We start from the raw sequence: 24,015 nt of genomic DNA on the forward strand, positions 1-24,015 counted from the left end.
CCATTCAATCAAGCACTGAACGCCATAATACTGAGGTCAAAGTAGCTGCAAGGGAAGTCGTCATTCCCGGCATGAGTGAAAAGAAAATCTCACACGCTTATGTTTGAAGCGTATGCCGCCAACCTCTACTAGAACGGCACCAACTGCTTTCAGTACGACCGGCGTTCGGTAAGAATCTGCAATAATGAAGCTTCTGGTTATTTGGGAAGATGAAATTTATCTGCTATTATAGCTTTTAAATATCTTTGCAATATCGCTAGCGATATCAGGTGTATTCCATTCTGTTGTCTCAATATCTGAAAATAGAAATTTATAATATTCTTCGTTAACTTTTTCTTTACCTTCCAGCTTATTTAACTCGCTTTGATAAAAAGTAGACACAGCCAGTTTATGCTCAACTTTTGACATAATTTGTTCATATTGATCCGTTTTCTTTAAGTTCACTCTTAGCAACATAGAAAAAAACAAAATCAAACCCACCAACGGAGTTAATGAGAACCAATCCACTTCATTGCTTAGCATGTAATAAAGCCCTAAAAGAATAGTGGCCAAAATCGAAAACACCCATAAAGCTCTTTCCACTCGCAACCAACTAATCTTCTTATTTATTTGAGTAGCATACTTATCAAAGCCAGCATATAATGAAAGAAAACCAGCCTTTCCTTTCATTGCTTCTAAAATATGATCTATTTCAGCAATCCTCTCTCTAAACTTTCTAGACTGCTTTTGCAAAGAATCATTTAAAGCTTTTGTATTATCCTCAACCTCTTTAAACTTAATATTCACATAATCTTCATTAATTTCTTCAAATTTATTTTCTAACCTCCAAAATAACACTGATGATTTATCAAACCTTTCATATGCACTTAAACAACTAAAAAAAAGATGTTTCTCATCATCAGAACTTAAAGACGAAATCTCTTCAATGTTATTATATACCACCCTCATGACACTTGAAGTTCTTCCGTTTATCCTAACTTCTTCAACAATTATTTGCATAATTGCCGCTAGTTTTAAAAAATTTTCTTTATAACTTCCAACAATATCAAAACTTGGTTTCCAATCATTAACAAAAGCGACCCAAAAAGGGTTTTTGTTATACGCAACCAAATGTGGCACAAGGCTTTCTTTTGCAACACTGATACACTCTAAAGAGTTATCCACAAAAATAAGACTTTCTTCCTTATCGCTTGAGTGTGCAATAAAACTATCTTTTCCTCCCACTATATCTAATCGTATTTTTTCCAAATATTTATCAAAATTGAATTCTTCACTACTCATTAGACGATCCCAAAAATATATTTATCCGCAATACCCACTGAATACTATCTATCCACAACTTTTTGTGCTGCTAGCACCCGTCCCTGTTTGCTTCAATTCGCGGCGTGCCCTTTCTATCTCAGGGTTCTAAGTGATCCGCTCACGAAACCTGCCGGGTTAAGTCTTGAAAGTGTACGCCAGTGGCTTTGATGACCGCGGTCATCGTGCGCAAGGTAGGGTTACCCTTAGGCGATAACGCTCGGTACAGGCTCTCTCTTGATAGCTTGGCCCGTTCAGCAACTACAGCCATTCCACCCTGGGCCTCCACCACATGGCGAAGCGCCATTAGAAAGGCCGTTTCCCCGCCTTCCTCATCCAACTCATCAAAAGCGGTGCGTAAATAATCTATTGCCATATCAGGATCTTCACGAAGCATGGTAATTACAGCATCATCATGGCTATTCATTTCTTCACCCTCATGTTGTGAGAATGAGCTAGGTGATAGGCAGCCTGTCTCGCACAAACACAGCTGAACAAAAATAGTAGCCTAGAAGCTACAGCACTGCAGCTAAAACTAAGCATAGCTAGTCAACGCTATAAAGTACGCCCCAAAAATTGAGGTGGACAAAAAGTGGACAGATTCAGATATTTGGTAGGGAAAAACTCAAATTACAGGCACAAAAAAAGGCACCTAGGTGCCTGATTTTAAACATGGTGCCGGTAGCCAGACTCGAACTGGCACACCCGTAAAGGCGGCGGATTTTGAATCCGCTGCGTCTACCAATTCCGCCATACCGGCAATGGTTGCACATTATACAGACCTCGCTCTTAAGGTCAATAAAAGCGTGCTGTAATCAGACACATCCGTAAGCATTCAGTGCTGGGGGGAGAGTCGCCGTTCGATCAGGCGTGAAAATAGGCTGGCACCAATCGGCAGAATATCGTCGCCAAGCACGAAAGCCGGATTATGCACTGGGACATTGCCACTGTGTCCCACCCAGCAGTAGGCGCCTGGCACTACCTTCAGCATATCCGCAAAATCTTCACTGCCCATTAATGGCTTGTTATCGGTGTTTACATTAGCTTCACCAACGACTTCCCGGGCGGCATCGGCGAGCAACTCCGTTTGCATGGGCGCGTTCTCCAGCACGCTGAAAACATCGCGAATGTCGATGTCAATACCGACCTCATAACTCGCGGCGACGCCAGCAACCAGCGTCCGCATACGCTCACGGGTTTGCTCCCGAACGCTGTCAGAAAAGGTTCTTACAGTGCCTGCAAGGGTGGCCGTCTGGGGAATAACGTTATAGGCCGAACCAGAATGCACCTGGGTGATTGAGAGCACTACGGGGTCGTGGGGATTGATATTCCGGCTCACGATACTCTGAAGTGCTTGAATCAGTGCGCCGCTAACGACCACAGGGTCGCGGGAATAGTGTGGCATTGCCCCGTGGCTTCCGCGCCCGGTCACGGTGATATCAAAGAAATCAGCACCCGCCATCGCAGGACCTGCACAAAGCGCCACTTCGCCGGGGCCATGCAAAGGTGAATTGTGAAGCCCATAGATTTCATCACAAGGAAAGCGCTCAAAAAGCCCCTCTGCAATCATTTGGCGGGCACCTCCCAGGCCCTCCTCCGCTGGCTGAAAAATCAGCACGACGGTGCCAGCAAAGTTGCGGGTCTCAGCAAGATAGCGGGCGGTGCCCAGCAACATGGTGGTATGCCCATCGTGACCACAACCATGAAAACGTCCAGGCGTTTGTGAGCTAAACGAGAGCCCACTCTCTTCCTCCATAGGCAGTGCATCCATGTCAGCACGTAACCCAACTCGCTTACCCTGGCCAAGACGGCCGTGAATTAATCCAACCACCCCCGTGGTGGCGATCCCAGTGTGAACTTCATCAACACCATACTGCTTGAGCAGTTGAGCAACGATTGAGGAAGTTCGCTGCTCTTCAAAGCCAATTTCAGGGTGGGCGTGCAGATCATGGCGGATAGCGCGTAAATCATCGCCGTACTCTTCTATACGAGCAATCGTAGTCATCGTGTTCTCCATGTGGGATGAAACCATCATTATTAGTGTGCCTCGACTGGGCTGAACCTTGGCTTGACCGGCGCGCCGGCGGCGAAATCCCAGCCACGCCCCGGTGCCGCTTCCATTAGTTGCCGCGTGTACTCAGCCTCTGGTTGGCCAAGCACCTGTGCTGCGGGGCCATACTCGATCAATCGCCCTCGTTGCATTACCAGCACGTCGTCGCAAATTTGCGCAGCCACGCGCAGATCGTGGGTAATAAACAGCACGGCAATACCCAGCCTAAGCTGGATTTCGTGGAGTAGCGTGAGCACCTGGGCTTGCACCGAAACATCCAGAGCGGAGACTGCCTCATCGGCGACGATTACCTCGGGCTCCATGGCCAATGCCCGGGCAATAGCGATACGTTGGCGCTGACCACCGGAAAACTGGTGAGGGTAGCGGTCAATGGCATCAACCGGTAGCCCTACCAATTCGAGCAGCTCGCGCCCGCGAGCCAGGGCCTCGCGGCGCGACGTTCCGTAGTTGGTCGGCCCTTCAATTAGGCTCTGCCCCACCGTCATACGCGGGTTTAGCGAGCGATTGGGATCCTGAAAGATCATCTGGATGCGCTTGCGGTGCGGCTTGAGCATCGATTTAGGCAGCTCAGTAATCTGCTTACCGCTGACCCTGATATTGCCGCCTGTTGGGGTAATAAGTCGCATCACGCAGCGCGCCAGCGTCGACTTGCCGGAGCCCGATTCCCCGACAACACCTAACGTTCGCCCGCGTTTGAGCACAAAGCTGACATCATCCACAGCGCGGGTTGGCGTTACGGGCTTACGCAGCCAGCGCAACACGCCTTGGTTAGCGTTAAACACTTTTTCAAGCGACTGCACTTCCAGCACGGTTTTATTGCTGGTGGCCTCCCGCGGCGGGCGTGGCAACAGGCTAGGCACGGCGGCAAGCAGGCGTTGGGTGTAAGCCTCTTGAGGGCTACCCAGCACCTGGTCGACAGGGCCACTTTCCACCAGCTGGCCATGATGCATGACGCATACACGGTCAGCGATATCCACCACCACGCCCATATCGTGAGTGATAAATAGCACCGCGGTGCCATGCTCGCGCTGGAGCTGTTTAATCAACGCCAAAATCTGGTGCTGGGTAGTTACATCCAATGCGGTGGTAGGTTCGTCGGCAATCAGCAACTGAGGCTTAAGCAACAGCGCCATGGCAATCATGATGCGCTGGCGCTGGCCGCCAGAGAGCTGATGCGGGTAACTGGCATAGATGCGTTCAACGTCAGGAAGATGAACCTGTTCAAACACTTCGAGGACTCGGGCGCGTCGCTGCGGGCCTGTTTGCGAGGTGTGCTGACACAGTACTTCGTCAAGTTGGCGCCCAACACTCAGTACCGGGTTGAGCGCGGTCATCGGCTCCTGAAAGATCATCGCCATATGCCGCCCTCGCAGGGAGAGTAGCTTTGCCGGAGTGGCAGTGAGTACATCTTCACCTGCAAGCCGGATACACCCACTTTGCGCCACTAGTGCTCCGGGGGGCAGCAGTCCCATGGTGGCCAGTGAAGTGACCGACTTGCCGGAACCGCTCTCCCCCACCAAGCACAGCGTCTCGCCAGCGTTAATGGTGAATGAGATAGCATCCAGAATGCGCGAAGGCTTACGCCCACTGGTCTCAACGACCAGCTCTTCAACCTCAAGTATCGGAGCGTCGGTCATCATGACATCCTCCGTTTCATTTTTGGATCAAGTGCGTCGCGGGCACTATCTCCGAGCAGGTTAATCGACAGGATGCAGGCTGAGAGCAGCAACCCGGCCCAGAAGATAAGTGAAGGCTTAAGCTGAAAGTAGACCCGACCTTCGGACATGATATTGCCCCATGAAGGTGTCTCAGTACCGATCCCCGCGCCCAGAAATGAGAGGATGGCTTCAGTGAGAATGGCCGAAGCGCAGATATAGGTACCCTGCACTATTAATGGCGCTAAAGTACTCGGCATCAGGTGTCGCCACAGCAGCCGAGGGGTGGAGGTCCCCATTAATATCGCGGCCTCTACAAACGCCTCTTCGCGAGTCGCCAGCACTCGAGAGCGAACCAGGCGTACCACTTGGGGAATCTCGGGAACCATAATCGCGATCATCACTGTCCACAGGGAAGCGCTGGTGAGTGAGACGATGGCAATTGCCAGTAGGATGCCGGGGATCGCCATTAATCCATCCATGATTCGCATGAGTACAGCGTCAAGAGTACGGAAGTAACCCGCCAACAAGCCTAGCGGTAAGCCTATAGCCACACTCGTCACGGCCACACCGAGCCCCACAGTCAGCGACACGCGGGCGCCGTAGACAATCCGCGAGTAGAGATCGCGTCCATAAGGGTCAGTGCCAAGCCAGAATTCACTACCCATGGGTTTCAGGCGATCAGCAGGAGATAATGCTAGCGGATCATGGTTCGCTAGCCAGGGAGCAAACAGGGCCACTGAGATAATCAAGGTCAGCACAACGCCTGCGGCAAGGGTAACCCCTCTTGGGCGAGTCTGGCTTAACCGCGACAATAGGCGACTAACGCCGCGCCCTTCGGGGGCTAGGGTCAAGTGAGAGTGCGAGGCATGCATCAGTAGCGAATCCTCGGGTCGGTGATCGCGTAGGAGAGGTCGATCAGTAGATTGATAATCACGTAGAGCCCGGCAGTGAGCAGAATCAACGCCTGAATCACCGGGTAGTCGCGGGCCAGCACGGCGTCCACAATCAGCCGCCCTAAACCAGGAATATTGAAGACACTTTCGGTGACCACAACGCCAGAAATCATCAGGGCAAAGCCAGTACCAATAACGGTTAGGATCGGTACCGCTGCATTACGCAACGCATGGCGGAAGAGAACTGCACGCTCGGGAAGTCCTTTGGCGCGGGCGGTACGGATATAATCCTCGTCGAGCACCTCAAGCATACTGGCGCGAGTCATGCGCGCGATCAGCGCGATATAGATCGAAGAGAGCGTTAGCGCTGGCAGCACGATGCGGCTGGCGAAAGGAGCAATTCCCTCACTGAGACTTCGAAAGCCCTGCACCGGCAGCCAGCCCAGCTCAAGGGCGAACAACTGAATCAATAAATAGCCAATCACAAATACCGGCACCGAAAAGCCCACCACTGAGGCCGACATCACTAGTTTGTCGAGAAACCGCCCATGGCACCACGCGGCGATCACCCCGAGCGGAATCGCGATAATCACAGTAAACAGCATCGCTACCACCGCTAGACTTCCAGTTGGTTCAAGACGCTGCCCGATCATGGTTAGCACAGGGGTCTGTGAGATAAGCGATGTGCCGAAATTGCCGCGCACCAGCTCGCCAAGCCAAACGAAGAACTGGATATGCAGCGGCTGGTCGAGCCCTAATGCAGCGCGAATATTAGCGAGTTGAGTGGGGCTCGCCATATCCCCAGCAATAATGGCTGCCGGATCCCCTGGCGAGAGGCGCAGTAGCAGAAAGACAAACAGCGCTACCACGAGCATAACGGGGATCGACGCTAAAATACGGCGAATAAAGTAAGCGAACATGCGGTGCCTGCTATGAGTTGTGGATAGGCATGGTCGAATAACAAGGCCAGTGCGACGGCTTAATGACTAACGTTGCGACCCACGCACTGGCAAAACCTTATTCGCTCTTAGTCAGATTCCAGAACACGGGCACGGGGCCCTTGAGCACGCCATCGAGCTGGTTGGTCCAGGAAGAGACCGAGCGATAGTCGCCTAACGGCACATAAATAACTTGCTCAAGCGCATGGACTTGGATCACCTCTGCTATACGTTCCCGTTCTTCGTCACTCTCAGCCATGGCGAAGTCCAGGCGCATAGCTTCCAGTTCTTCATCCTTGGGCCAGCCGAAGAAACTACCCTCTCGCCCTTGGGCGTTGAGCATCGGGTTGACGATAGGATTCCACACTTCCGGGATAATCCAGTTGGTAAAGAACATGTTCCAACCTCCATCCGCGGGATCATTCTGGCTGGCACGGCGCGTCACCAGCGTCTGCCAGTCCATCGGCTGCATTTCGACATTAAAACCGGCCTGACGCAGCGCTTGAGCAGCCACCACTGGCTGGGGAGAGACCGTTGCCACATCAGTAGGCTGTAGCATGACGACCGGAGTACCATCATAACCGGCCTCTTCTAGCAACTCGCGGGCTCGCTCAAGATCGCCTGTGGCCATCCAGGTATCGGTGCCAGCATCACTGCCTAACGGTGTCGTGCAACCGAAGAAAGAGCCACATGTTTCGTAGTAATCAGCATTGCCAACCAAGGCAGCAAGCACATCCTCTTGATTCATCGCCAGCATCGCCGCCTGACGAATGCGCACATCATCAAAGGGCGGGTAGAGGAAGTTCATCCGCCCCATGGTCTGGCTGCCCATCTCGCTAAGTGTCCCAAGGATTAAGTCGTCATTGGTTTCAAGCAGCGGCGCCAGATCAAGCGGCACCTGCTCGATGAAATCGATATCTCCACTGCCCAAGGCGTTAATAGCCGTTTGTTGGTCGGGCATGGTGATCCACTCGACTCGGTCAACATTGACCACCTTGCCGCCCGCCGTCCAACTTGGCGGCTCATCACGCGGCACGTACTCCTCGAACTTGGTATATACAACCCGATTACCGGGCTGGAATTCGTCAGCAACAAAACGGAAAGGGCCAGAACCGATCTGCTCAGGAATTGCCTCTTCAGGACTTGTGCTCGCCAGACGCTCGGGCATCATGAATGCGGGTACGGAGGAGGGCTTGGCAAGCAGCTCAAGTACATAGCTAAACGGTGAAGATAAGGTAAGGGTGATGGTACGTTCGTCGCTGGCTTCAAGCGATTCGACATGGTTCATCAACATCAAACCACCGGAGTCGCGTTTTGCCCAGCGCTCAAGAGAGGCAACACAGTCGGCAGCGGTGACCGCCTCGCCATCGTGCCAGGTAAGCCCGTCGCGCAGCGTAAAGGTGTACACCATGCCATCGTCAGAGATTTCCCAATCGGCCATCTGCGGCTGTGGTTGGAACTCCTCATTCATGCCCAGAAGGGTATCGAAAACCATATAGCCATGATTGCGGGTGATGTGTGCGGTGGTCAGAATGGGGTCGATAATCCTTACTCCTGAGTGCATCACCGCATTGACAGTCTGCGCCTGACTCTCGGCGGAAAACGATAAAGCGCCAAGACCAAGCAGCGTGGCACTGAGCAGGGTACGAGCGGTAATAGAAGTCGATTTCATCACTACCTTGGGTTGCATCGCGATACCTCTTTTCTTTTGGGTGAAACCACGCAACGTGGTCAATAAGGACAGCGTTCACTGCACAGGAGAAACAAAAGACTCCCCCATAGGACGCGTGCGGATACCCGGCGCTAAGTAGCGCCAGGGCAGCTCACTAGGGTCAGCCGCCATCGGGCCAGGCGATTTAGCAATCAAGATGGCTGAGGCGATAGGTTGAAAATCGGCACGGAAATGCACCGAGCTTTTGAGCACTAAAATCTTCTTCAGCTCAGGCTCAATACCCACCATGCGCAGCAGGTTGCGATCCAGCAATTGCGTCTTGCGACTGGTCACCAGGATCACGACACCATCGACTCTTAGCTGCGCGCTGGGACCTAGGTCTACTTGATTGCCGTGCATCATTGGGCCGTCGTACCGACAGCGTCCATCGCTCAGCCGAACCACCTCAAACTCTGCCTCTACTGGCGCATCGCCAACACTAGGCTCGCCCCCCAATGCTAAAAAGAGATGCGCACCCACACCCGCAGCGTGTGCTTTGGCAGCCGCCTCCGGATCACAGATCAACCCCAAGGCGGCGTTTTGGGCATCCGCTTCAATCAGCGCACGCAACATACCGGTGGTGGTTGCATCTCCCCCGGCACCTGGGTTGTCCTGGGTATCGGCGATAACCACTGGCTTGCTTTCACCACTCGCAAGCCGCATCGCTTCAGCAACAGCCTCTTTAGGCGTCAGGAAAGGGACTTGCCAATGGGGTTCAAGAGTGACGATTTCGTCAGCAAGCCTTGCCACTTCAGTCTGTAATAGCTCGCGGTCAGGCCCGTGCCCCCACACTACTGGCCCGCATTCAGCAAAGTCGGCCGCAGGGAAGCCAGCGGCGAATGAGCAAATGCCGTTACTGCACCGGTCATGCTCGACAAGCCCGTGATAGACACCCTGGGCGGGTTCAAGAAAGGTGCTACCAGCGGAGATAGGAATAAGGAAAGGAATTCGCCGCGACACGAGGTGTAATTGCTCGCCATCGAAGATGCGTTTGAGCAGTCCCATTGTGAGGGCGCCCGTTTCAGCCATATCCACATGCGGATAAGTGCGAAAGGCCACTAGGCCCGAAGCGGCTTCAAGCATGCGCTGGGTAACATTAGCGTGAAGGTCAAGGCTAGCCACTATTGGCATCTCACTGCCGACGATCTTACGCAATCTAGCGAGTAATTCACCTTCGCCATCTGCAAGATGTTCGCAAACCATCGCCCCGTGCAAATCGAGATAAATAGCGTCAAAACTGTCTGATGCGGCAGCAGCCGTTATTTCACCGGAAATACGCTCGAAGGCCTCCTGAGTCACATGCGCCGAAGGGCTTGCTGCTGCCCATATCACCGGGAAAACCTGATGCCCATCGGCTAAGGCAGCAGTGATAAACCCTCCAATCGGTATATTTACTTTTTCTAACTTAAATATCTCATCGGCTCGACATAGAGCAGGGAACCCTCCCCCCTGAACAAAGCTTGAGTAGCCCGCCCTGGTAGGCGCGAAGGTATTGGTTTCATGCTGAAAACCTGCGATCAAGATATTCATGCACCACTCCTAGACTTAGGTATATGACGCAGTGCAGCAGCATCATGTTTTTCACTCTAGGCGTGGCATAGACAGACATGCAATGACCGATGCATCATTAAAACGTTGCCCATTGAGCAACACTCGGAAAATTAAATGGAAGCAGGCATGTCACAGCGTCTCTTATCAAGTAAGGAAGGATTTAATTCGCGTCGAATGCGCTATGCCTTTGAAGCCATTACACAAGGCTCCATACGCCGGGCAGCCGATAAACTCGACATCGAACCATCCGTGATCAGTCGTCAAATTGCCCGTTTGGAAGCCGAGCTCGGCGTAAAATTGCTGGAACGTCATGGGCGTGGGGTGCGCGCCACTGAAGCGGGGGAGTTGCTGCTGGATTTTCAGCGCGAGCGCCAAGCAGCGGAAACAGCTCTGTTAAGTGATTTTTCGGAGCTAGACAACCTCAGTAGAGGCACGCTACGTCTAGCGATTAGTGAAGGCTACAGCGCCACCTTGATGAGTGAAGTCATCAACACTTTTTCCCAACGACATCCGCAGCTGTTTTTTGAAGTAACCCACGCGAGCGTCAATCAGGTAGTTACTCGGGTGATGGAGGGAGATGCTCACCTAGGGGTCGCTTATTCGCCGCACCTGCTACCGGGCGTTCAATCGATTGCCTCAGCGTGCCAACCCGTATGCGCGGTGATGCACCCCGACCATCCACTTAACCGTCTTCCCTTACCGTTGTCGCTTGATGATATTCTTCACTACCCGCTCGGGCTGATTTCCCAGGGCTATGGTTTACGTCAACTGGTTGACACTGTAGAGGTCATCGACAAACGCCACTTCACGCCAAGCCTCGTCAGCAATTCATTAGCGACCCTGAAGCAGTACGTATCGGCAGGTCATGCGGTAACGTTTATGCCGGCGGTGGCCCTCAGACATGAGCTCGCACGTGGCCAACTAGTAGCGCTAAGCATTGCTCACCCCATCTTTGCTGAGGCTGAATCGCATCTTATTGTGCGTCAGCACCGACCACTGTCATTGGCTGCTTCCCGGTTAATCGAAGAAATATGCAGCGTTTACCCTTTCGCCAGAACCTCGCTATGAGACTTCGTCGACACGACTGACTTCAAGCGAGTAGTCGAGTATCCTATCGCCTCTTTGCTGGGCCGCTCTCAGCACCTTCTACCACTAGCGAAACGTTTCTACCTCATGCAGCGCTCCGATTTCTATTACCAGTTACCCGACGAGCTAATTGCTCGCTACCCTTCTGAGCAGCGTAGCGACTGCCGTTTGCTGTGCGTGGATGGCCAAAGCGGTGCGCTGGAACATCGCCGCTTTCCCGATTTGCTCGAGCTTCTGGAGCCGGGCGACCTCTTGGTGTTTAACGATACCCGGGTGATTCCGGCGCGCCTGCACGGCCATAAAGCCAGCGGTGGCAAGGTGGAGATGCTGCTTGAACGCCCGCTGGATGCTCACCGTGGCTTAGCGCATATCCGTTCGAGCAAATCGCCCAAGCCCGGTACCGAGCTGATTTTCGAGGGCGATGTCCACGCCATTGTGGAAGGCCGGCGTGATGCGCTGTTTGAGCTGCGCTTTTTAGGTGAAACGCCAATGATCGCGCTGCTCGAAAAATACGGCCATATGCCACTGCCGCCCTATATTACCCGCGAAGACGAACTCAGCGACCGAGAACGTTATCAAACCGTGTATGCGCGGCGTGATGGCGCGGTGGCGGCGCCGACCGCAGGGCTGCACTTTGATCAGCCACTGCTGGATGCACTGGCGGATAAAGGTATCAAGCGCACCTTTGTGACCCTGCATGTCGGCGCGGGCACCTTTCAGCCGGTGCGCGTCGACAATATTCTTGAACACCACATGCACAGCGAATGGATTGAAGTTACCGAAGCCACCTGCCAACAGGTGCGCGAGACGCTAGCGGCGGGCAAGCGCGTGGTGGCGGTCGGCACCACCAGCGTACGCTGCCTGGAAAGCGCCTGCCAAAAGAGCAGCGATGGACAGATAGCGCCTTACAGTGGCGATACCGACATTTTCATTTATCCCGGTTACCAATGGCGCTGTGTGGATGCTTTAATTACCAACTTTCATTTGCCTGAATCGACGCTGCTAATGCTGGTGTCTGCTTTTGCTGGCTACGAGACCATCATGCATGCCTACCAACGGGCAGTGGCCGAACGCTATGCATTTTTTAGTTATGGCGATGCCATGCTGCTGACCCGCTAGCTCTCTGCCCTCTCCCTTTTACAACAGCTGCGCCACACGAACGAGTTTAACGAGTTACCTTATATGCGAAACGAATGTTTTATGCGCTTTGAGCGCCTGGCCGAAGATGGCCGTGCGCGCCGAGGCCGCTTGCACTTCCCCCGCGGCACGGTCGAGACCCCAGCGTTTATGCCGGTGGGCACCTACGGCACGGTCAAAGGCATGACGCCCGACTCCGTGAAAGAGATCGGCGCCGAGATCATCCTGGGCAACACCTTTCACCTGTGGCTGCGCCCCGGCACCGAGGTGATTGAAGCCCATGGCGACCTGCACGATTTCGCCCAGTGGGATAAACCCATACTCACCGACTCCGGCGGCTTTCAGGTCTTCTCCCTGGGCGAGACGCGTAAGATCACCGAGCAGGGCGTGCACTTTCGCTCACCGGTGGATGGCAGCAAAGTGTTTATGGGCCCGGAAGAGTCCATGGCGGTGCAGCGTTCGCTGGGCGCCGATGTAGTGATGATCTTTGACGAGTGCACGCCCTACCCGGCCACCTTTGAGGAAGCTGAGAAGTCCATGGAGCTGTCGCTGCGCTGGGCCAAGCGCTCGCGGGATGCCCACGGCGAATCACCTTCTGCGCTGTTTGGGATTATCCAGGGTGGCATGCACCCTGAGCTGCGTGAACGCTCGCTCAAAGGGCTGTTAGAGATTGGCTTCGATGGCCTGGCGATCGGCGGGCTTTCCGTCGGCGAGCCTAAAGAAGAAATGATCAAGGTGCTCGACTACCTGCCCACCTGGATGCCCGATGACAAGCCGCGCTATTTAATGGGCGTGGGCAAACCCGAAGATCTGGTCGAGGGGGTTCGCCGGGGTGTGGATATGTTTGACTGCGTCATGCCCACCCGTAACGCCCGCAACGGCCACCTGTTTACCTCAGAAGGCACGGTCAAAATTCGTAACGCCAAGCACCGTTACGATACACGGCCACTGGAAGAAGGCTGCGATTGCCATACCTGCCAGCACTTCTCGCGGGGTTATTTACACCATTTAGACCGTTGCAATGAAATGCTTGGCGCAATGCTCAATACCATCCACAATCTGCGCTACTACCAGCGGGTGATGGCTGATTTGCGCGCGGCAATTGAAGCGGGTACATTGACGACCTTTGTGGAAGGCTTTTATGCACGGCGCGGCCTACCGGTGCCTCCCCTGGCTTTGCCTGAAAACTAGCGGCGTGCGCTGGCTTTTCAGACAAACCAGACAGGCCCTAGCGAATTAATCGCCACACGCTCTGGCGCGTGGTTTAAACTGTTCGACCACTATGCATTTTAAATACGTGCATTCTAAATACGCACTCTAAACAAGACGTTTTCTAACTCAGGAGCTCTCTGCAATGCTGGATTTCTTTATCTCACCAGCCCATGCCCAAGACGCCGGTGCTGGCGGTGGCATCGCGCAAATTGTCATGCTGGTCGGCTTCGTGCTGATTTTCTACTTTCTGCTCTGGCGCCCGCAGGCCAAACGCGCCAAGCAGCACAAGCAGTTGGTCTCCAATCTGGATAAAGGCGATGAGATCGTCATTGGCGGCGGTTTGGTGGGACGCATCACCAAAGTCAACGATGAGTTTCTGACCATCGAGATTTCTGAAGGCACCGAAGTTAACGTGCAGAAAAATGCCGTTGCCGCCGTACTGCCTAAAGGCACTATCAAGTCCATCTAATCCTAGCGTTGCCCCTGCCGACCCAGTGCCAGCCACCCCGGCAGGGGTGACATGGTATCAATGATGGTGAACTTTGCTGTGCACGGCGAGTCCGTGCACAGCATTCCGTTTGTAATTGAAGGCAGGGCTTGCATGCTCAACCGTTACCCCCTGTGGAAGTATCTGCTGATACTGGTCGTCCTGGTGGTTGGCCTTATCTACTCGCTTCCCAATCTATTCCCCGCAGATCCCGCTATCCAAATTAGCAACGCTCAAGGTGACTCGCTAAGTGCGCGCCAGATAGAACGCGTTGAAGACGCTTTGATCGAGAACGGCATTGACATCAAAGCAATCGAAGAAAACAACGGCCAGTGGTTAATCCGTCTTCGTCATGACGACGACCAGCTCGATGCACGCGATATTGCCGCTGACATAGTCGACGGTGACACGACCGTGGCGCTCAATCTTGCCGAAGCAACGCCTGAGTGGCTACAAGCCTTCTCTGCCTCACCCATGACGCTAGGCCTGGATTTGCGCGGTGGCGTGCACTTCCTGCTCGAAGTGGACATGGACGCCGCGCTGACCCAGCGCCTGGAAGTCAACGCCAGCGCCATGCGCGAACTGCTGCGCAATGAGCGCATTCGCTACCGCAATACCGATATCGAAGAACGCTCGCTATCGATCGACTTTGCCAGCGCCGAAGACCGCGATACGGCGCGCCGCCTGATTAGCCGCGACTTCCCGGAGTTTGAGTACACCAGCGAAGGCGATGGTCGTGCTTCAACGCTGGAAATGACGCTTAGCGATCAATCGGTTAACGAAATCCAGGACTACGCGGTTAACCAGAACTTGACCACGCTGCGCAACCGGGTCGACGAGCTGGGTGTGGCAGAGCCTATGGTCCAACGCCAAGGCCCCAACCAAATTGTCGTTGAACTGCCGGGCATCCAGGACACCGTGGCCGCCAAGCGCATTGTGGGCGCCACTGCCAACCTGGAATTCCGCCTGGAAGCCCGCCCCGATGCGCCGAATAACGAAACGGAAACCTTTACGTTTCGGAATCAGCCATCGCGAACTGCCGAGCTAATGCGCGATGTGATTATTACCGGCGACAGCGTTTCGAACGCGAGCAATAGCTTTGACCAAAACGGCCGCCCGCAGGTCAACATTGACCTGGATGGGACCGGCGGCACGCTGATGAATCGCGCCACGCGCACCAATATTGGTCGCAATATGGCAGTGTTGTTCATCGAGCATAAGAGCGAAAACACGGCAGTGGTCGACCCGGAAACGGGCGAAGAGACGATGGAGCGTGAAACCTATGTTGAGCGCGGCATCATCAGCTTGGCCACTATCCAAAGTGCGCTGGGCAACAGCTTTCGGATTACCGGTTTAGACTCGCCAACAGAAGCGGCGGAGCTTGCCCTGCTGCTGCGCTCTGGCTCCCTGGCGGCGCCCATCTACTTCGTGCAAGAGCGCACCATTGGCCCCAGCCTGGGCGCTGAAAACATTGAGCGTGGTCTGCTGTCGGTGCAAATTGGCCTGCTGCTGGTCGTGCTGTTTATGCTGGTGCGTTACAAAGTGTTTGGTGTGTTTGCCAACATTGCCTTGGCACTCAACCTGACCCTGCTGGTCGCGGTGATGTCGATGCTGGGCGCCACCCTGACGCTACCGGGCATTGCTGGCATTGTGTTAACGCTGGGCATGGCGGTAGACGCCAACGTGCTAATTTTCGAGCGAATACGCGAAGAGTTACGTAACGGCCTGTCGGTTCAACAGGCGATAAAAGCCGGTTATGAGCGCGCCTTTACCTCCATCGTTGACGCCAATATCACCACGCTGCTGGTGGCCGTTATCCTGTTCTCGATTGGCACCGGCCCGGTGAAAGGGTTTGCCGTCACGCTTTCTATCGGCATTTTGACATCGCTGTTCACCGCGCTAATGGTGACACGCGCCATGGTCAACTTGACCTATGGCAGCAAACCCGTCAAAAAGCTGTGGATCTAACCACGTGCTTAGCCCAGAACTTAAGAGGTGGTAATGAAACCCCTATCACACCTGCAAATCGACTTTATGGGGCGGCGCAACATCGCGTTTGTCGCCTCTGCTGTGCTACTGATCGTGTCGATTGGCGCTATTTTGCTTCAGCAGCTCAACCTGGGCCTGGACTTTACCGGCGGCACATTGGTTGAGGTGCGCTACGGCACGGCGCCCTCACTCGATGCCATTCGTGTTCTACTCGAAGAGAACGGCTTCCAAGACGTCTCGGTGCAAACCTTCGGCGCATCCACCGAAGTACTGATCCGCCTGCAGCAGGCGTTTGACGCCGATGTGGGTGGCGAGGTCGTTAACTTGCTGCGCTCCAGTGGCGATAGCGTCGACCTTGTGCGCTCTGAGTTTGTTGGCTCCCAAGTCGGTGACCAACTGCGCGACCAGAGCGGGCTGGGTCTGTTGGTAGCGCTGGGCGTGGTGATGCTTTACGTGGCTTTCCGCTTCCAGTACAAGTTTGCGATTGGTGCACTGCTGGCATTAATGCACGATGTGATCATCGTGGTGGGCGTGTTCGCGCTGTTTCAGCTCGACTTCGACCTCACCGTGCTGGCGGCCATTCTGGCGGTGATCGGCTACTCGTTGAACGACACTATCGTGGTTTATGACCGCGTTCGTGAAGCAATCCGCACCTCGCGGATCGACGATATGCCGCAGATCTTCAACGAAGCGATTAACGCCACGCTGTCACGCACCCTGGCAACCTCGGGCACTACTCTGCTGGTACTGCTCGCGCTGCTACTGCTGGGTGGCGATATGATTGAAAACTTTGCCATTGCGCTGTTAATCGGCATCGTGGTGGGTACGTTCTCGTCTGTCTATATTGCCGCGGCGTTGTTGCTACCGCTGAAACTCTCGCGGGAAGATTTGATCCCCACCAAGAAAGAGCTCGACGAAGAAGAGGAAGAGCTGCCTTAACGATCTCTTTACCGCCTATTTATCAAGCCTACAAAAATGCCCCTGCTGGGAAACCAGCAGGGGCATTTTTTATTCGCCGTAAACGGCTTAGGCAGCGCTAATCAGAAGTGCGGCGACAGCTGCTTAATCAGCGCCTTGTAAAGACGCGGACCGGCAGCCATTAGCTGGCCTTCCACTTTCACGCTCGGCTGACCGTCAGGGGTCCCCATCAAGGCGCCCGCTTCTTTCAAAAACAGCGTGCCGACCTGCATTTCCTGCTCTTCCAGGCCGAGCACGAATGCGCTATCGACGCGGCCGCAGGCCAATTCGCACAGATCTAACAGGCCGCTACCGGTGGCCAGCAGGGTTTCTACCTGCGGCGCTAACTGCTGGGTAATGGTTAAGTAGGCAGGCAGATGACGGGTACGCAGCGAGGCTTCCGGCAGGCTCATGGCCATGCGCGTGCCGCTGATGGCAGTCGGCTTACTAACGCGCATACGCTTGTCATTATGCTGGGCGCCGCGACCACGGCTGGCGATATATTCGTCGTCGGCGAAGGGGGGGATGATGACCGCGTGCTCGGGGCGACCTTTGATAAGACACACCACTGAGAGTGCAAAGCCCTTACCCGCGACGGCTAAGTTAGAGTAACCGTGCATGGGTTCGATTTTCCAGACGATATCGGCGCCTTCGCCTTCGCCCGCTCGATGCGGGGTAAAGCGGCCGATAACACCGTGCTGGGGATAGCCGCGCTCCAACTGCTGAACAATCGTCGCTTCGGCCTTGCGCGCCGTCTCGTCGAGCAGGCGGTCAAGGTTAAATTCATCGTGAGCGTTTTCAATGCGTTCGCGTACGCGCAGGAAGTGTTCAACACCGCTGCGCGCTGCGCGCAACGTAAATTGGACCATCGGATTCATGGTTGGGCCTTGTCACAGTGATGTTAAAGAACGTGATGCTAATAATAGAGCATTAGTAGGCGTAGGTGCCGCCTTTGGCGCGCAATTCTAGCAGACCGCTCTCGGGCATGCCATCGACTCATGCTAGACTGCGCGTTTTACGCCCTTATGATTACCTACTCTTATTAACAGATTCTTATTCACCGAGCCTTATCATGCTTGAACGCATTCGCATTGTTTTAATCGGCACCAGCCATCCTGGCAACATCGGCGGCGTCGCCCGTGCGATGCACAACATGGGCCTGGCAGAGCTAGCCCTGGTCGCCCCGCGCTGCGAGGTGATCACTCAGGACAGCATTTCCCGGGCGTCCGGCGCCGATCATTTGCTTCACCAGGCCCAGGTGCACGCCACCCTGGAGGAAGCGGTGGCCGACTGCACCTGGACCGTAGGCGCCAGTGCACGCTCGCGCACCCTGCCCTGGCCAATGCTCTCGCCCAGGGAGTTAGCTGACCGTCTGCCCGCCGAATGCCAGGCGGTTGAATCCCGCGTGGCGCTGGTATTTGGCCGCGAAGACAGCGGCCTTACCAACGCCGAACTGCAGCGCTGCCACGCCCACGTGCACATTCCCACCAATACCGAATTTAGTTCGCTCAATTTGGCCGCTGCCGTGCAGGTGCTCGCCTATGAGTGCCGCATGGCCTGGCTAAATCAAGCAGATGGCCAAGCGGATGCGCCCCCAGCCGTACCGAGCGACGAGGATGACTTGGCCACCCACGCCGAGCTTGAGCGCTATTTTGAGCACTTGGAGCGCACGCTGATTGGCATTGATTTTCACGACCCTGCGCAACCTCGCCAGTTGATGGCACGACTGCGCCGTTTGTATTTACGTGCCCGCCCCGAGCGTATGGAAATGAATATTCTGCGCGGCATTTTATCGGCCACCGAGAAGGCCGCGCAGCATCAACAGCCGCGAGAGTGAGCCGCTAAACTTGAAGAGACTGCCACACGCCCCCACCATATTGAGTTCACTACTGTCTGTGACTCAGCGATGATGGCCAAAAACCGCCCAAGGGATCCCCATGTTTCAACGCCTGCGTGAAGATATCAATAGCGTTTTTGACCGCGACCCAGCCGCGCGTAACTTTCTTGAGGTGCTGACCAACTATCCCGGCCTGCACGCCCTACTGCTGCATCGCTGCGGCCACTGGCTGTGGCAGAAAAACCTCAAGTGGCTGGCCCGCTCGCTGTCGACGTTTGCACGCTGGCTCACCGGCATTGAAATCCACCCGGGCGCCACCATTGGCCGACGCTTTTTTATCGACCATGGCATGGGCGTGGTGATCGGTGAAACGGCCCGAGTAGGCAATAACGTCACGCTTTACCAGGGCGTTACCCTGGGCGGTACCAGCTGGAACAAAGGCAAGCGCCACCCCACCTTGGGCGATGGCGTGATTGTCGGGGCGGGCGCCAAAATATTAGGCCCCTTCACCGTCGGCGCGGGGGCTAAAATCGGCTCTAACGCGGTCATCACCAAAGAAGTCCCCCCGGGGGCCACCGTGGTGGGTATCCCCGGCAAAGTTGTTCAGCGTGCCGACCCTGATGTCGAAGAGGCGCTGGATGTTGACCCTGCCCGGCGCGAAGCCATCTGCCAGAAATTTGGCTTTGATGCCTACGGCGTCAGCCAGGACATGCCCGACCCCGTGGCCCGCTCCATGCAGGCCATGCTTGACCATATGCACGCCGTCGATGAGCGCATCGAGCGCATGTGCTCGACCCTGCGCAAACTGGATGCCAGCTACCGAGACGGGCAACTACCTGAGCTGCGTGACGAAGATTTCGCCGGCATTTTAGACGAGCACGACACCGGTTGCCCCGGCGTTGGCAAGCGCTCGGCAGCCCCCTCGACAGAAGAGCCGGCGAGCGAGCAAGACACGATGCCGCCGCGTAATGGTTGACCAAAGCACTCAGGTTTTCCCATAATGGCTATACATTTGCCGTTAGTGCGCTGAGCAGTCAGCGTCGAGGTGCTTGCCATGCGCTTGACCACCAAAGGCCGTTACGCGGTTACCGCCATGCTTGATTTAGCCCTGCATGCCGACAGCGGCCCGACCAGCCTAGGCGATATCTCCCAGCGCCAAGAGATATCGCTGTCCTATTTAGAGCAGCTGTTCGCTCGCTTGCGCCGTGCTGGCTTGGTCAACAGTGTGCGTGGCCCAGGCGGCGGCTATCTGCTGTCTCAACCACCGGAGGCAATTAGCGTCTCAAAGGTGATTGACGCGGTGAATGAAAGCGTTGACGCCACCCGCTGCCAGGGTCTTTCAGATTGCCAGCAGGGCAATACCTGTTTGACCCACCACCTGTGGTGCGAACTTTCCGTGCAGATTCGCCATTTCCTGGATGATATGACCTTGGCACAACTGATGCTGCGCCCTGATGTCATACGCATTGCATCGCGACAACAATCTCGACAACAACAGCGTGCCGAAGCGGGCATTCTTGCCTCGTCACCCTGAGCTGACTCATTCAAAACCCAGCTTATCAAAACCAATGCACCGCTAAACCGCCGGACCTTAACGATGACCACACCTACGCTGCCCATTTACCTGGATTACGCCGCCACTAACCCGGTCGATGCCCGCGTGGTCGAGGTTATGCAGCGCTACCTGACGGTTGACCAGCTATTTGCCAACCCGGCGTCGCGCAGCCATATGCTAGGCTGGCAGGCAGAGCAGGTGATTGAGCAGGCCCGTCGCCAGGTGGCCGATGCGATTGGCGCCGACCCCAGAGAGATTGTCTGGACCAGCGGGGCCACCGAAGCCGACAACTTAGCGCTGATTGGCTTTATGCGCGCTAATCGCGAACGCGGCTTGCACTTGGTCACCTCAACGATCGAGCACAAAGCAGTGGTAGATACCGCCCATGCGCTGGAAAAAGAGGGCTTTGAGGTCACCTGGCTAACGCCGGGGCGGGATGGCTGTATTCAGCCCGAACAACTGCGCGCGGCGATGCGCGACGATACGGCGTTGGTGTCACTGATGGCGGTGAACAACGAGCTGGGCAGTATTAACGACATTGCCGCCCTGGCGGAGGTCGCCCACGCGTTTGGCGCGGTCTTTCATACCGATGCCGCCCAGGCCGTGGGGCGTATTTCCCTGGACGTAGTGAACCAGCAGATTGACCTGATGTCACTGTCTGGGCACAAAGCCTACGGCCCCAAAGGCGTTGGGGCGCTGTATGTCAAACGCCACCCGGATATTCGCGTGGAGGCACTGATCCACGGCGGCGGTCACGAACGCGGCATGCGCTCAGGCACCCTGCCGACGCATCAAATTGCCGGCATGGGTGAAGCCTTTGCGCTGATGCAGCAACAGCACGACGACGATATGGCACATATCACGCGGTTACAGCAACGCTTCTTGCGCGGCCTTGATGGCGTCGAAGGTGTTTACTCGAACACGCCACTGGAGCAAGCTGTACCGCATATTGTCAATTTGGCGTTTGAAGGTGTCGACGGCGAATCACTGTTAATGGCGCTACGCGACGTCGCCGTTTCCACCGGCTCGGCGTGCAACTCGGCCAGTGTCGACCCTTCCTACGTACTGCTCGGCATCGGCACGCCGCGCTCGCTGGCTCTCTCATCGCTGCGCTTTAGCTTCGGGCGCTTTACTAACGACGCCGACATTGATCATGCGCTAGCGCTTATACGCCATGCGGTGAGCGGTTTACGTACACCGCCCCGCCAAGCGGCTGACTAGCTGACTATTTTAAGGAGGACGCCTCATGGCAACACTCAACATCACCCCGGCTGCCGCACAACAGATCCGCCACGTACTCGATGAACGTGGCCAGGGCCTTGGCCTGCGCGTATCGGTCAAGCCCAGCGGCTGTTCAGGCTATAGCTACGTGCTTGATTTTGCCGATACTATTAACGTAGAAGAAGTCCACTTTGAAGACCACGGTGCCAGCGTCTATGTCACCCCCGATGCGGTGGAAATGCTCAACGGCAGCGAAGTGGATTACGTCAGTGAAGGGCTCAATCGCTTCTTCCGGTTCAACAATCCCAACGTAAAAGACGAATGCGGCTGCGGCGAGAGCTTTACTGTCTAGCTACCTTTCCCCGGTCGGCGTTTCATCACCGGTATTCATCCCCCGGCTTAAGCGCTATAATCGCGTTTCTGGATACGCAACATCAGGCAGCCGGATCATTCCTGCACGCTTGATAAAACGTTAGCTGTTGAAACGCTACCAGCCGAATTATTTTCTGGGCCGCCCCGGCTAGCTGGGGCGGCAATTTTGCTTAACCCCCTTTTATGGAGACCACTTACATGGCTACTGAACGCACTCTTTCTATCATCAAGCCTGACGCCGTTGCCAAAAATGCGATCGGTGAGATCATCGCCCGTTTTGAAAAAGCTGGCTTGAACGTGGTGGCTGCCAAAATGCTGCACCTCTCTGAAGAGAAAGCTGGCGGTTTCTACGCAGAACACAAAGAGCGTCCGTTCTTTAAAGATCTGGTCGGCTTTATGACCTCTGGTCCGGTAGTGGTTCAAGTACTGGAAGGCGAAGACGCGATTGCCAAAAACCGCGACCTGATGGGCGCCACTAACCCCAAAGACGCGGCTCCCGGCACAATTCGCGCTGACTTTGCGGAAACAATCGACGCTAACGCTGTCCATGGTTCTGATTCTCCGGAAAGCGCTGAGCGCGAAATTAGCTACTTCTTTGGTAACGACGAAATCTGCCCGCGCTAAGCCTGTCTATTAGCGCCGCCACAACGTCAGTTGCCGGCCATTTTGCGGGGGTTAGTCCCCCGCCCCTTTCGATAACGCTGACCGCCATGACCACCACTGTAGCCCAACATACGCCCGCCCCCCGTCCAGGCGCCGATGCCGATAGTTCAGACGCTGCCAGCACGCCTGCGGCCAAAGCGGCACCTGAGCGCCATAACCTGCTTGGCATGTCCCGCGAGCAGATGGAAGCCTTCTTTTTGTCGATTGGCGAAAAGAAATTTCGTGCCGCCCAGCTAATGAAGTGGATTCACCAAGAAGGCAGCGATGACTTTGCGGCCATGACGAATCTCTCCAAGCCGCTGCGCGAAAAACTGGCGCAGGTGGCGGAAATTCGCGGTCCAGGGGTGATATACGAAGGCACTTCTAGCGACGGCACACGCAAGTGGGTGCTCGAGGTAGAAGACGGCAGCTACGTAGAAACGGTATTAATCCCGGCAGAGAACGGCAAACGCCGCACGCTGTGCGTCTCGTCCCAGGTCGGCTGCTCGTTGGACTGCAGTTTCTGCTCCACCGGCAAGCAAGGTTTTCAGCGCAACTTAACCGCTGCTGAAATCATCGGCCAGGTATGGGTCGCCCAGCGCAGCGTGGGGCCACGCCGTGATACCGCTAACCGGCCGGTCACCAACGTGGTGATGATGGGCATGGGTGAACCATTGCTCAACTTTGACAACGTTGTGCCCGCCATGAAGCTAATGCTCGACGACAACGGCTACGGCTTATCCAAGCGTCGGGTGACGCTGTCGACCTCCGGCGTCGTGCCGATGATAGACAAATTGGGCGATGAAATGGACGTCAGCCTGGCCATTTCACTACACGCGGCCAACGATGAGCTGCGCAATGAACTGGTGCCCATCAACCGCAAATACAATATTCGCGCGTTGCTGGATGCCTGTCATCGCTACTTAGCAAAATGTCCGGATAATCGTCAGATCACCATTGAGTACACGTTGATCAAAGACGTTAATGACCAGCAAGAGCACGCCGAGCAGCTTGCCGTACTGCTGAAAGAGCTGCCCTGCAAGGTCAATCTGATCCCGTTTAATCCATTCCCTAATTCTGGCTACGAGAAGCCCTCACGCAATCAAACCATGCGTTTTCAGCAGTGGCTATACGATGCTGGCTACAACGCAACGGTGAGAACCACCCGTGGCGAAGATATCGATGCCGCCTGCGGCCAGTTGGTAGGCCGGGTGAAAGACCGCACTAAACGCAGTGCGCGTCACATCCAGTCGGTACAGCTAGATGCGGACTAAGCTGACAGGCACCTGACGGGCACAAAAAAGGGGCTTGTCTTGACTTCCGCCTAGCACGGCGCTTTGATGGTCACGGTTTTTATTTGCATTGCCTTATTAATAGTTAGTCGTTGGACGTTCACCAC

Annotated in this window: 22 protein-coding genes and 1 tRNA gene; 13 read left to right on the forward strand and 10 right to left on the reverse strand. The window is 55.1% G+C overall.

What is annotated here, in order from left to right:
* Positions 1–216 precede the first annotated feature (216 nt).
* The 9 genes from HVA01_RS08250 to HVA01_RS08290 all read right to left on the reverse strand — a co-directional run bounded on the left by HVA01_RS08250 (position 217) and on the right by HVA01_RS08290 (position 10,100).
* Positions 217–1,281, reverse strand: coding sequence for a hypothetical protein (locus HVA01_RS08250; protein ID WP_146874771.1), 1,065 nt, complete (start codon positions 1,279–1,281; stop codon positions 217–219).
* Between the two features lie 139 nt (positions 1,282–1,420).
* On the reverse strand, positions 1,421–1,726 hold the full coding sequence (locus tag HVA01_RS08255) for an addiction module antidote protein (RefSeq protein ID WP_146874773.1): 306 nt from the start codon (positions 1,724–1,726) through the stop codon (positions 1,421–1,423).
* 246 nt (positions 1,727–1,972) lie between these two features.
* A tRNA-Leu gene (locus HVA01_RS08260) sits at positions 1,973–2,059 on the reverse strand.
* Between the two features lie 75 nt (positions 2,060–2,134).
* Positions 2,135–3,304 carry a M20 aminoacylase family protein gene (locus HVA01_RS08265; RefSeq protein ID WP_146874774.1) on the reverse strand — a complete coding sequence of 390 codons (1,170 nt, stop codon included), beginning with the start codon at positions 3,302–3,304 and terminating at the stop codon, positions 2,135–2,137.
* A 32-nt stretch (positions 3,305–3,336) separates the two neighbouring features.
* On the reverse strand, positions 3,337–5,010 hold the full coding sequence (locus HVA01_RS08270; RefSeq protein WP_218031543.1) for an ABC transporter ATP-binding protein: 1,674 nt from the start codon (positions 5,008–5,010) through the stop codon (positions 3,337–3,339).
* Complete coding sequence (locus HVA01_RS08275; protein ID WP_146874776.1) at positions 5,007–5,900, reverse strand: ABC transporter permease; 894 nt, start codon at positions 5,898–5,900, stop codon at positions 5,007–5,009. Before HVA01_RS08275 ends, HVA01_RS08270 begins: the two co-directional genes overlap by 4 nt.
* Positions 5,900–6,841 carry an ABC transporter permease gene (locus HVA01_RS08280; RefSeq protein WP_146874778.1) on the reverse strand — a complete coding sequence of 314 codons (942 nt, stop codon included), beginning with the start codon at positions 6,839–6,841 and terminating at the stop codon, positions 5,900–5,902. Before HVA01_RS08280 ends, HVA01_RS08275 begins: the two co-directional genes overlap by 1 nt.
* A gap of 97 nt (positions 6,842–6,938) precedes the next feature.
* Positions 6,939–8,549: an ABC transporter substrate-binding protein gene (locus HVA01_RS08285; RefSeq protein ID WP_218031544.1), complete on the reverse strand. Its 1,611-nt coding sequence runs from the start codon at positions 8,547–8,549 to the stop codon at positions 6,939–6,941.
* 57 nt (positions 8,550–8,606) lie between these two features.
* Positions 8,607–10,100, reverse strand: a complete 1,494-nt coding sequence (locus HVA01_RS08290) for a M81 family metallopeptidase (RefSeq protein ID WP_146874780.1) — start codon at positions 10,098–10,100, stop codon at positions 8,607–8,609.
* A 147-nt stretch (positions 10,101–10,247) separates the two neighbouring features.
* On the opposite strand from HVA01_RS08290, the gene HVA01_RS08295 reads away from it, so the two are divergent.
* The 6 genes from HVA01_RS08295 (at position 10,248) to secF (ending at position 16,971) form a co-directional block, all read left to right on the forward strand.
* The gene (locus HVA01_RS08295; RefSeq protein WP_170243488.1) at positions 10,248–11,189 is read left to right on the forward strand and encodes a LysR family transcriptional regulator; all 942 of its coding nucleotides are present in this window, start codon (positions 10,248–10,250) and stop codon (positions 11,187–11,189) included.
* Positions 11,190–11,294: 105 nt separating this feature from the next.
* On the forward strand, positions 11,295–12,326 hold the full coding sequence (gene queA, locus HVA01_RS08300; protein WP_146874784.1) for a tRNA preQ1(34) S-adenosylmethionine ribosyltransferase-isomerase QueA: 1,032 nt from the start codon (positions 11,295–11,297) through the stop codon (positions 12,324–12,326).
* Between the two features lie 81 nt (positions 12,327–12,407).
* Complete coding sequence (tgt, locus tag HVA01_RS08305) at positions 12,408–13,535, forward strand: tRNA guanosine(34) transglycosylase Tgt (RefSeq protein ID WP_146875052.1); 1,128 nt, start codon at positions 12,408–12,410, stop codon at positions 13,533–13,535.
* 163 nt (positions 13,536–13,698) lie between these two features.
* Positions 13,699–14,025, forward strand: coding sequence for a preprotein translocase subunit YajC (yajC, locus tag HVA01_RS08310; RefSeq protein WP_146874786.1), 327 nt, complete (start codon positions 13,699–13,701; stop codon positions 14,023–14,025).
* 132 nt (positions 14,026–14,157) lie between these two features.
* Positions 14,158–16,011, forward strand: a complete 1,854-nt coding sequence (secD, locus tag HVA01_RS08315; RefSeq protein WP_146874788.1) for a protein translocase subunit SecD — start codon at positions 14,158–14,160, stop codon at positions 16,009–16,011.
* A 33-nt stretch (positions 16,012–16,044) separates the two neighbouring features.
* On the forward strand, positions 16,045–16,971 hold the full coding sequence (gene secF, locus HVA01_RS08320) for a protein translocase subunit SecF (protein WP_146874790.1): 927 nt from the start codon (positions 16,045–16,047) through the stop codon (positions 16,969–16,971).
* 101 nt (positions 16,972–17,072) lie between these two features.
* Here the strand turns inward: secF and HVA01_RS08325 are convergent, their stop codons facing one another.
* Positions 17,073–17,867 (reverse strand): inositol monophosphatase family protein, encoded by a 795-nt coding sequence (locus tag HVA01_RS08325; protein ID WP_146874792.1) that lies wholly within the window; start codon positions 17,865–17,867, stop codon positions 17,073–17,075.
* A gap of 194 nt (positions 17,868–18,061) precedes the next feature.
* On the opposite strand from HVA01_RS08325, the gene trmJ reads away from it, so the two are divergent.
* From trmJ to rlmN, 7 genes are all read left to right on the forward strand, one after another.
* Entirely contained in the window at positions 18,062–18,826 is a 765-nt protein-coding gene (trmJ, locus tag HVA01_RS08330; protein ID WP_146874794.1) for a tRNA (cytosine(32)/uridine(32)-2'-O)-methyltransferase TrmJ, read from the forward strand.
* A 100-nt stretch (positions 18,827–18,926) separates the two neighbouring features.
* Complete coding sequence (gene cysE, locus HVA01_RS08335; RefSeq protein ID WP_146874796.1) at positions 18,927–19,802, forward strand: serine O-acetyltransferase; 876 nt, start codon at positions 18,927–18,929, stop codon at positions 19,800–19,802.
* 78 nt (positions 19,803–19,880) lie between these two features.
* Positions 19,881–20,360, forward strand: a complete 480-nt coding sequence (gene iscR / locus HVA01_RS08340) for a Fe-S cluster assembly transcriptional regulator IscR (RefSeq protein WP_146874798.1) — start codon at positions 19,881–19,883, stop codon at positions 20,358–20,360.
* 63 nt (positions 20,361–20,423) lie between these two features.
* Positions 20,424–21,602, forward strand: coding sequence for an aminotransferase class V-fold PLP-dependent enzyme (locus HVA01_RS08345; protein ID WP_146874800.1), 1,179 nt, complete (start codon positions 20,424–20,426; stop codon positions 21,600–21,602).
* A 25-nt stretch (positions 21,603–21,627) separates the two neighbouring features.
* Entirely contained in the window at positions 21,628–21,954 is a 327-nt protein-coding gene (locus tag HVA01_RS08350) for a HesB/IscA family protein (protein WP_146874801.1), read from the forward strand.
* A gap of 218 nt (positions 21,955–22,172) precedes the next feature.
* On the forward strand, positions 22,173–22,598 hold the full coding sequence (ndk, locus tag HVA01_RS08355) for a nucleoside-diphosphate kinase (protein WP_146874803.1): 426 nt from the start codon (positions 22,173–22,175) through the stop codon (positions 22,596–22,598).
* Positions 22,599–22,684: 86 nt separating this feature from the next.
* The gene (rlmN, locus tag HVA01_RS08360; RefSeq protein WP_146874804.1) at positions 22,685–23,890 is read left to right on the forward strand and encodes a dual-specificity RNA methyltransferase RlmN; all 1,206 of its coding nucleotides are present in this window, start codon (positions 22,685–22,687) and stop codon (positions 23,888–23,890) included.
* The last annotated feature ends 125 nt before the right edge of the window (positions 23,891–24,015 follow it).

The organism is Halovibrio variabilis, assembly GCF_007991175.1.
GTDB classification, from domain to species: Bacteria; Pseudomonadota; Gammaproteobacteria; order Pseudomonadales; family Halomonadaceae; genus Vreelandella; species Vreelandella variabilis.

Bases quoted from the DNA above. Each gene is read 5' to 3' on its own strand.
- HVA01_RS08250 (WP_146874771.1), bottom strand. From the start codon at position 1,281: ATGAGTAGTGAAGAATTCAATTTTGATAAATATTTGGAAAAAATACGA.
- HVA01_RS08255 (WP_146874773.1), bottom strand. From the start codon at position 1,726: ATGAATAGCCATGATGATGCTGTAATTACCATGCTTCGTGAAGATCCT.
- HVA01_RS08265 (WP_146874774.1), bottom strand. From the start codon at position 3,304: ATGACTACGATTGCTCGTATAGAAGAGTACGGCGATGATTTACGCGCT.
- HVA01_RS08270 (WP_218031543.1), bottom strand. From the start codon at position 5,010: ATGATGACCGACGCTCCGATACTTGAGGTTGAAGAGCTGGTCGTTGAG.
- HVA01_RS08275 (WP_146874776.1), bottom strand. From the start codon at position 5,900: ATGCATGCCTCGCACTCTCACTTGACCCTAGCCCCCGAAGGGCGCGGC.
- HVA01_RS08280 (WP_146874778.1), bottom strand. From the start codon at position 6,841: ATGTTCGCTTACTTTATTCGCCGTATTTTAGCGTCGATCCCCGTTATG.
- HVA01_RS08285 (WP_218031544.1), bottom strand. From the start codon at position 8,549: ATGCAACCCAAGGTAGTGATGAAATCGACTTCTATTACCGCTCGTACC.
- HVA01_RS08290 (WP_146874780.1), bottom strand. From the start codon at position 10,100: ATGAATATCTTGATCGCAGGTTTTCAGCATGAAACCAATACCTTCGCG.
- HVA01_RS08295 (WP_170243488.1), top strand. From the start codon at position 10,248: ATGTCACAGCGTCTCTTATCAAGTAAGGAAGGATTTAATTCGCGTCGA.
- queA (WP_146874784.1), top strand. From the start codon at position 11,295: ATGCAGCGCTCCGATTTCTATTACCAGTTACCCGACGAGCTAATTGCT.
- tgt (WP_146875052.1), top strand. From the start codon at position 12,408: ATGCGCTTTGAGCGCCTGGCCGAAGATGGCCGTGCGCGCCGAGGCCGC.
- yajC (WP_146874786.1), top strand. From the start codon at position 13,699: ATGCTGGATTTCTTTATCTCACCAGCCCATGCCCAAGACGCCGGTGCT.
- secD (WP_146874788.1), top strand. From the start codon at position 14,158: ATGCTCAACCGTTACCCCCTGTGGAAGTATCTGCTGATACTGGTCGTC.
- secF (WP_146874790.1), top strand. From the start codon at position 16,045: ATGAAACCCCTATCACACCTGCAAATCGACTTTATGGGGCGGCGCAAC.
- HVA01_RS08325 (WP_146874792.1), bottom strand. From the start codon at position 17,867: ATGAATCCGATGGTCCAATTTACGTTGCGCGCAGCGCGCAGCGGTGTT.
- trmJ (WP_146874794.1), top strand. From the start codon at position 18,062: ATGCTTGAACGCATTCGCATTGTTTTAATCGGCACCAGCCATCCTGGC.
- cysE (WP_146874796.1), top strand. From the start codon at position 18,927: ATGTTTCAACGCCTGCGTGAAGATATCAATAGCGTTTTTGACCGCGAC.
- iscR (WP_146874798.1), top strand. From the start codon at position 19,881: ATGCGCTTGACCACCAAAGGCCGTTACGCGGTTACCGCCATGCTTGAT.
- HVA01_RS08345 (WP_146874800.1), top strand. From the start codon at position 20,424: ATGACCACACCTACGCTGCCCATTTACCTGGATTACGCCGCCACTAAC.
- HVA01_RS08350 (WP_146874801.1), top strand. From the start codon at position 21,628: ATGGCAACACTCAACATCACCCCGGCTGCCGCACAACAGATCCGCCAC.
- ndk (WP_146874803.1), top strand. From the start codon at position 22,173: ATGGCTACTGAACGCACTCTTTCTATCATCAAGCCTGACGCCGTTGCC.
- rlmN (WP_146874804.1), top strand. From the start codon at position 22,685: ATGACCACCACTGTAGCCCAACATACGCCCGCCCCCCGTCCAGGCGCC.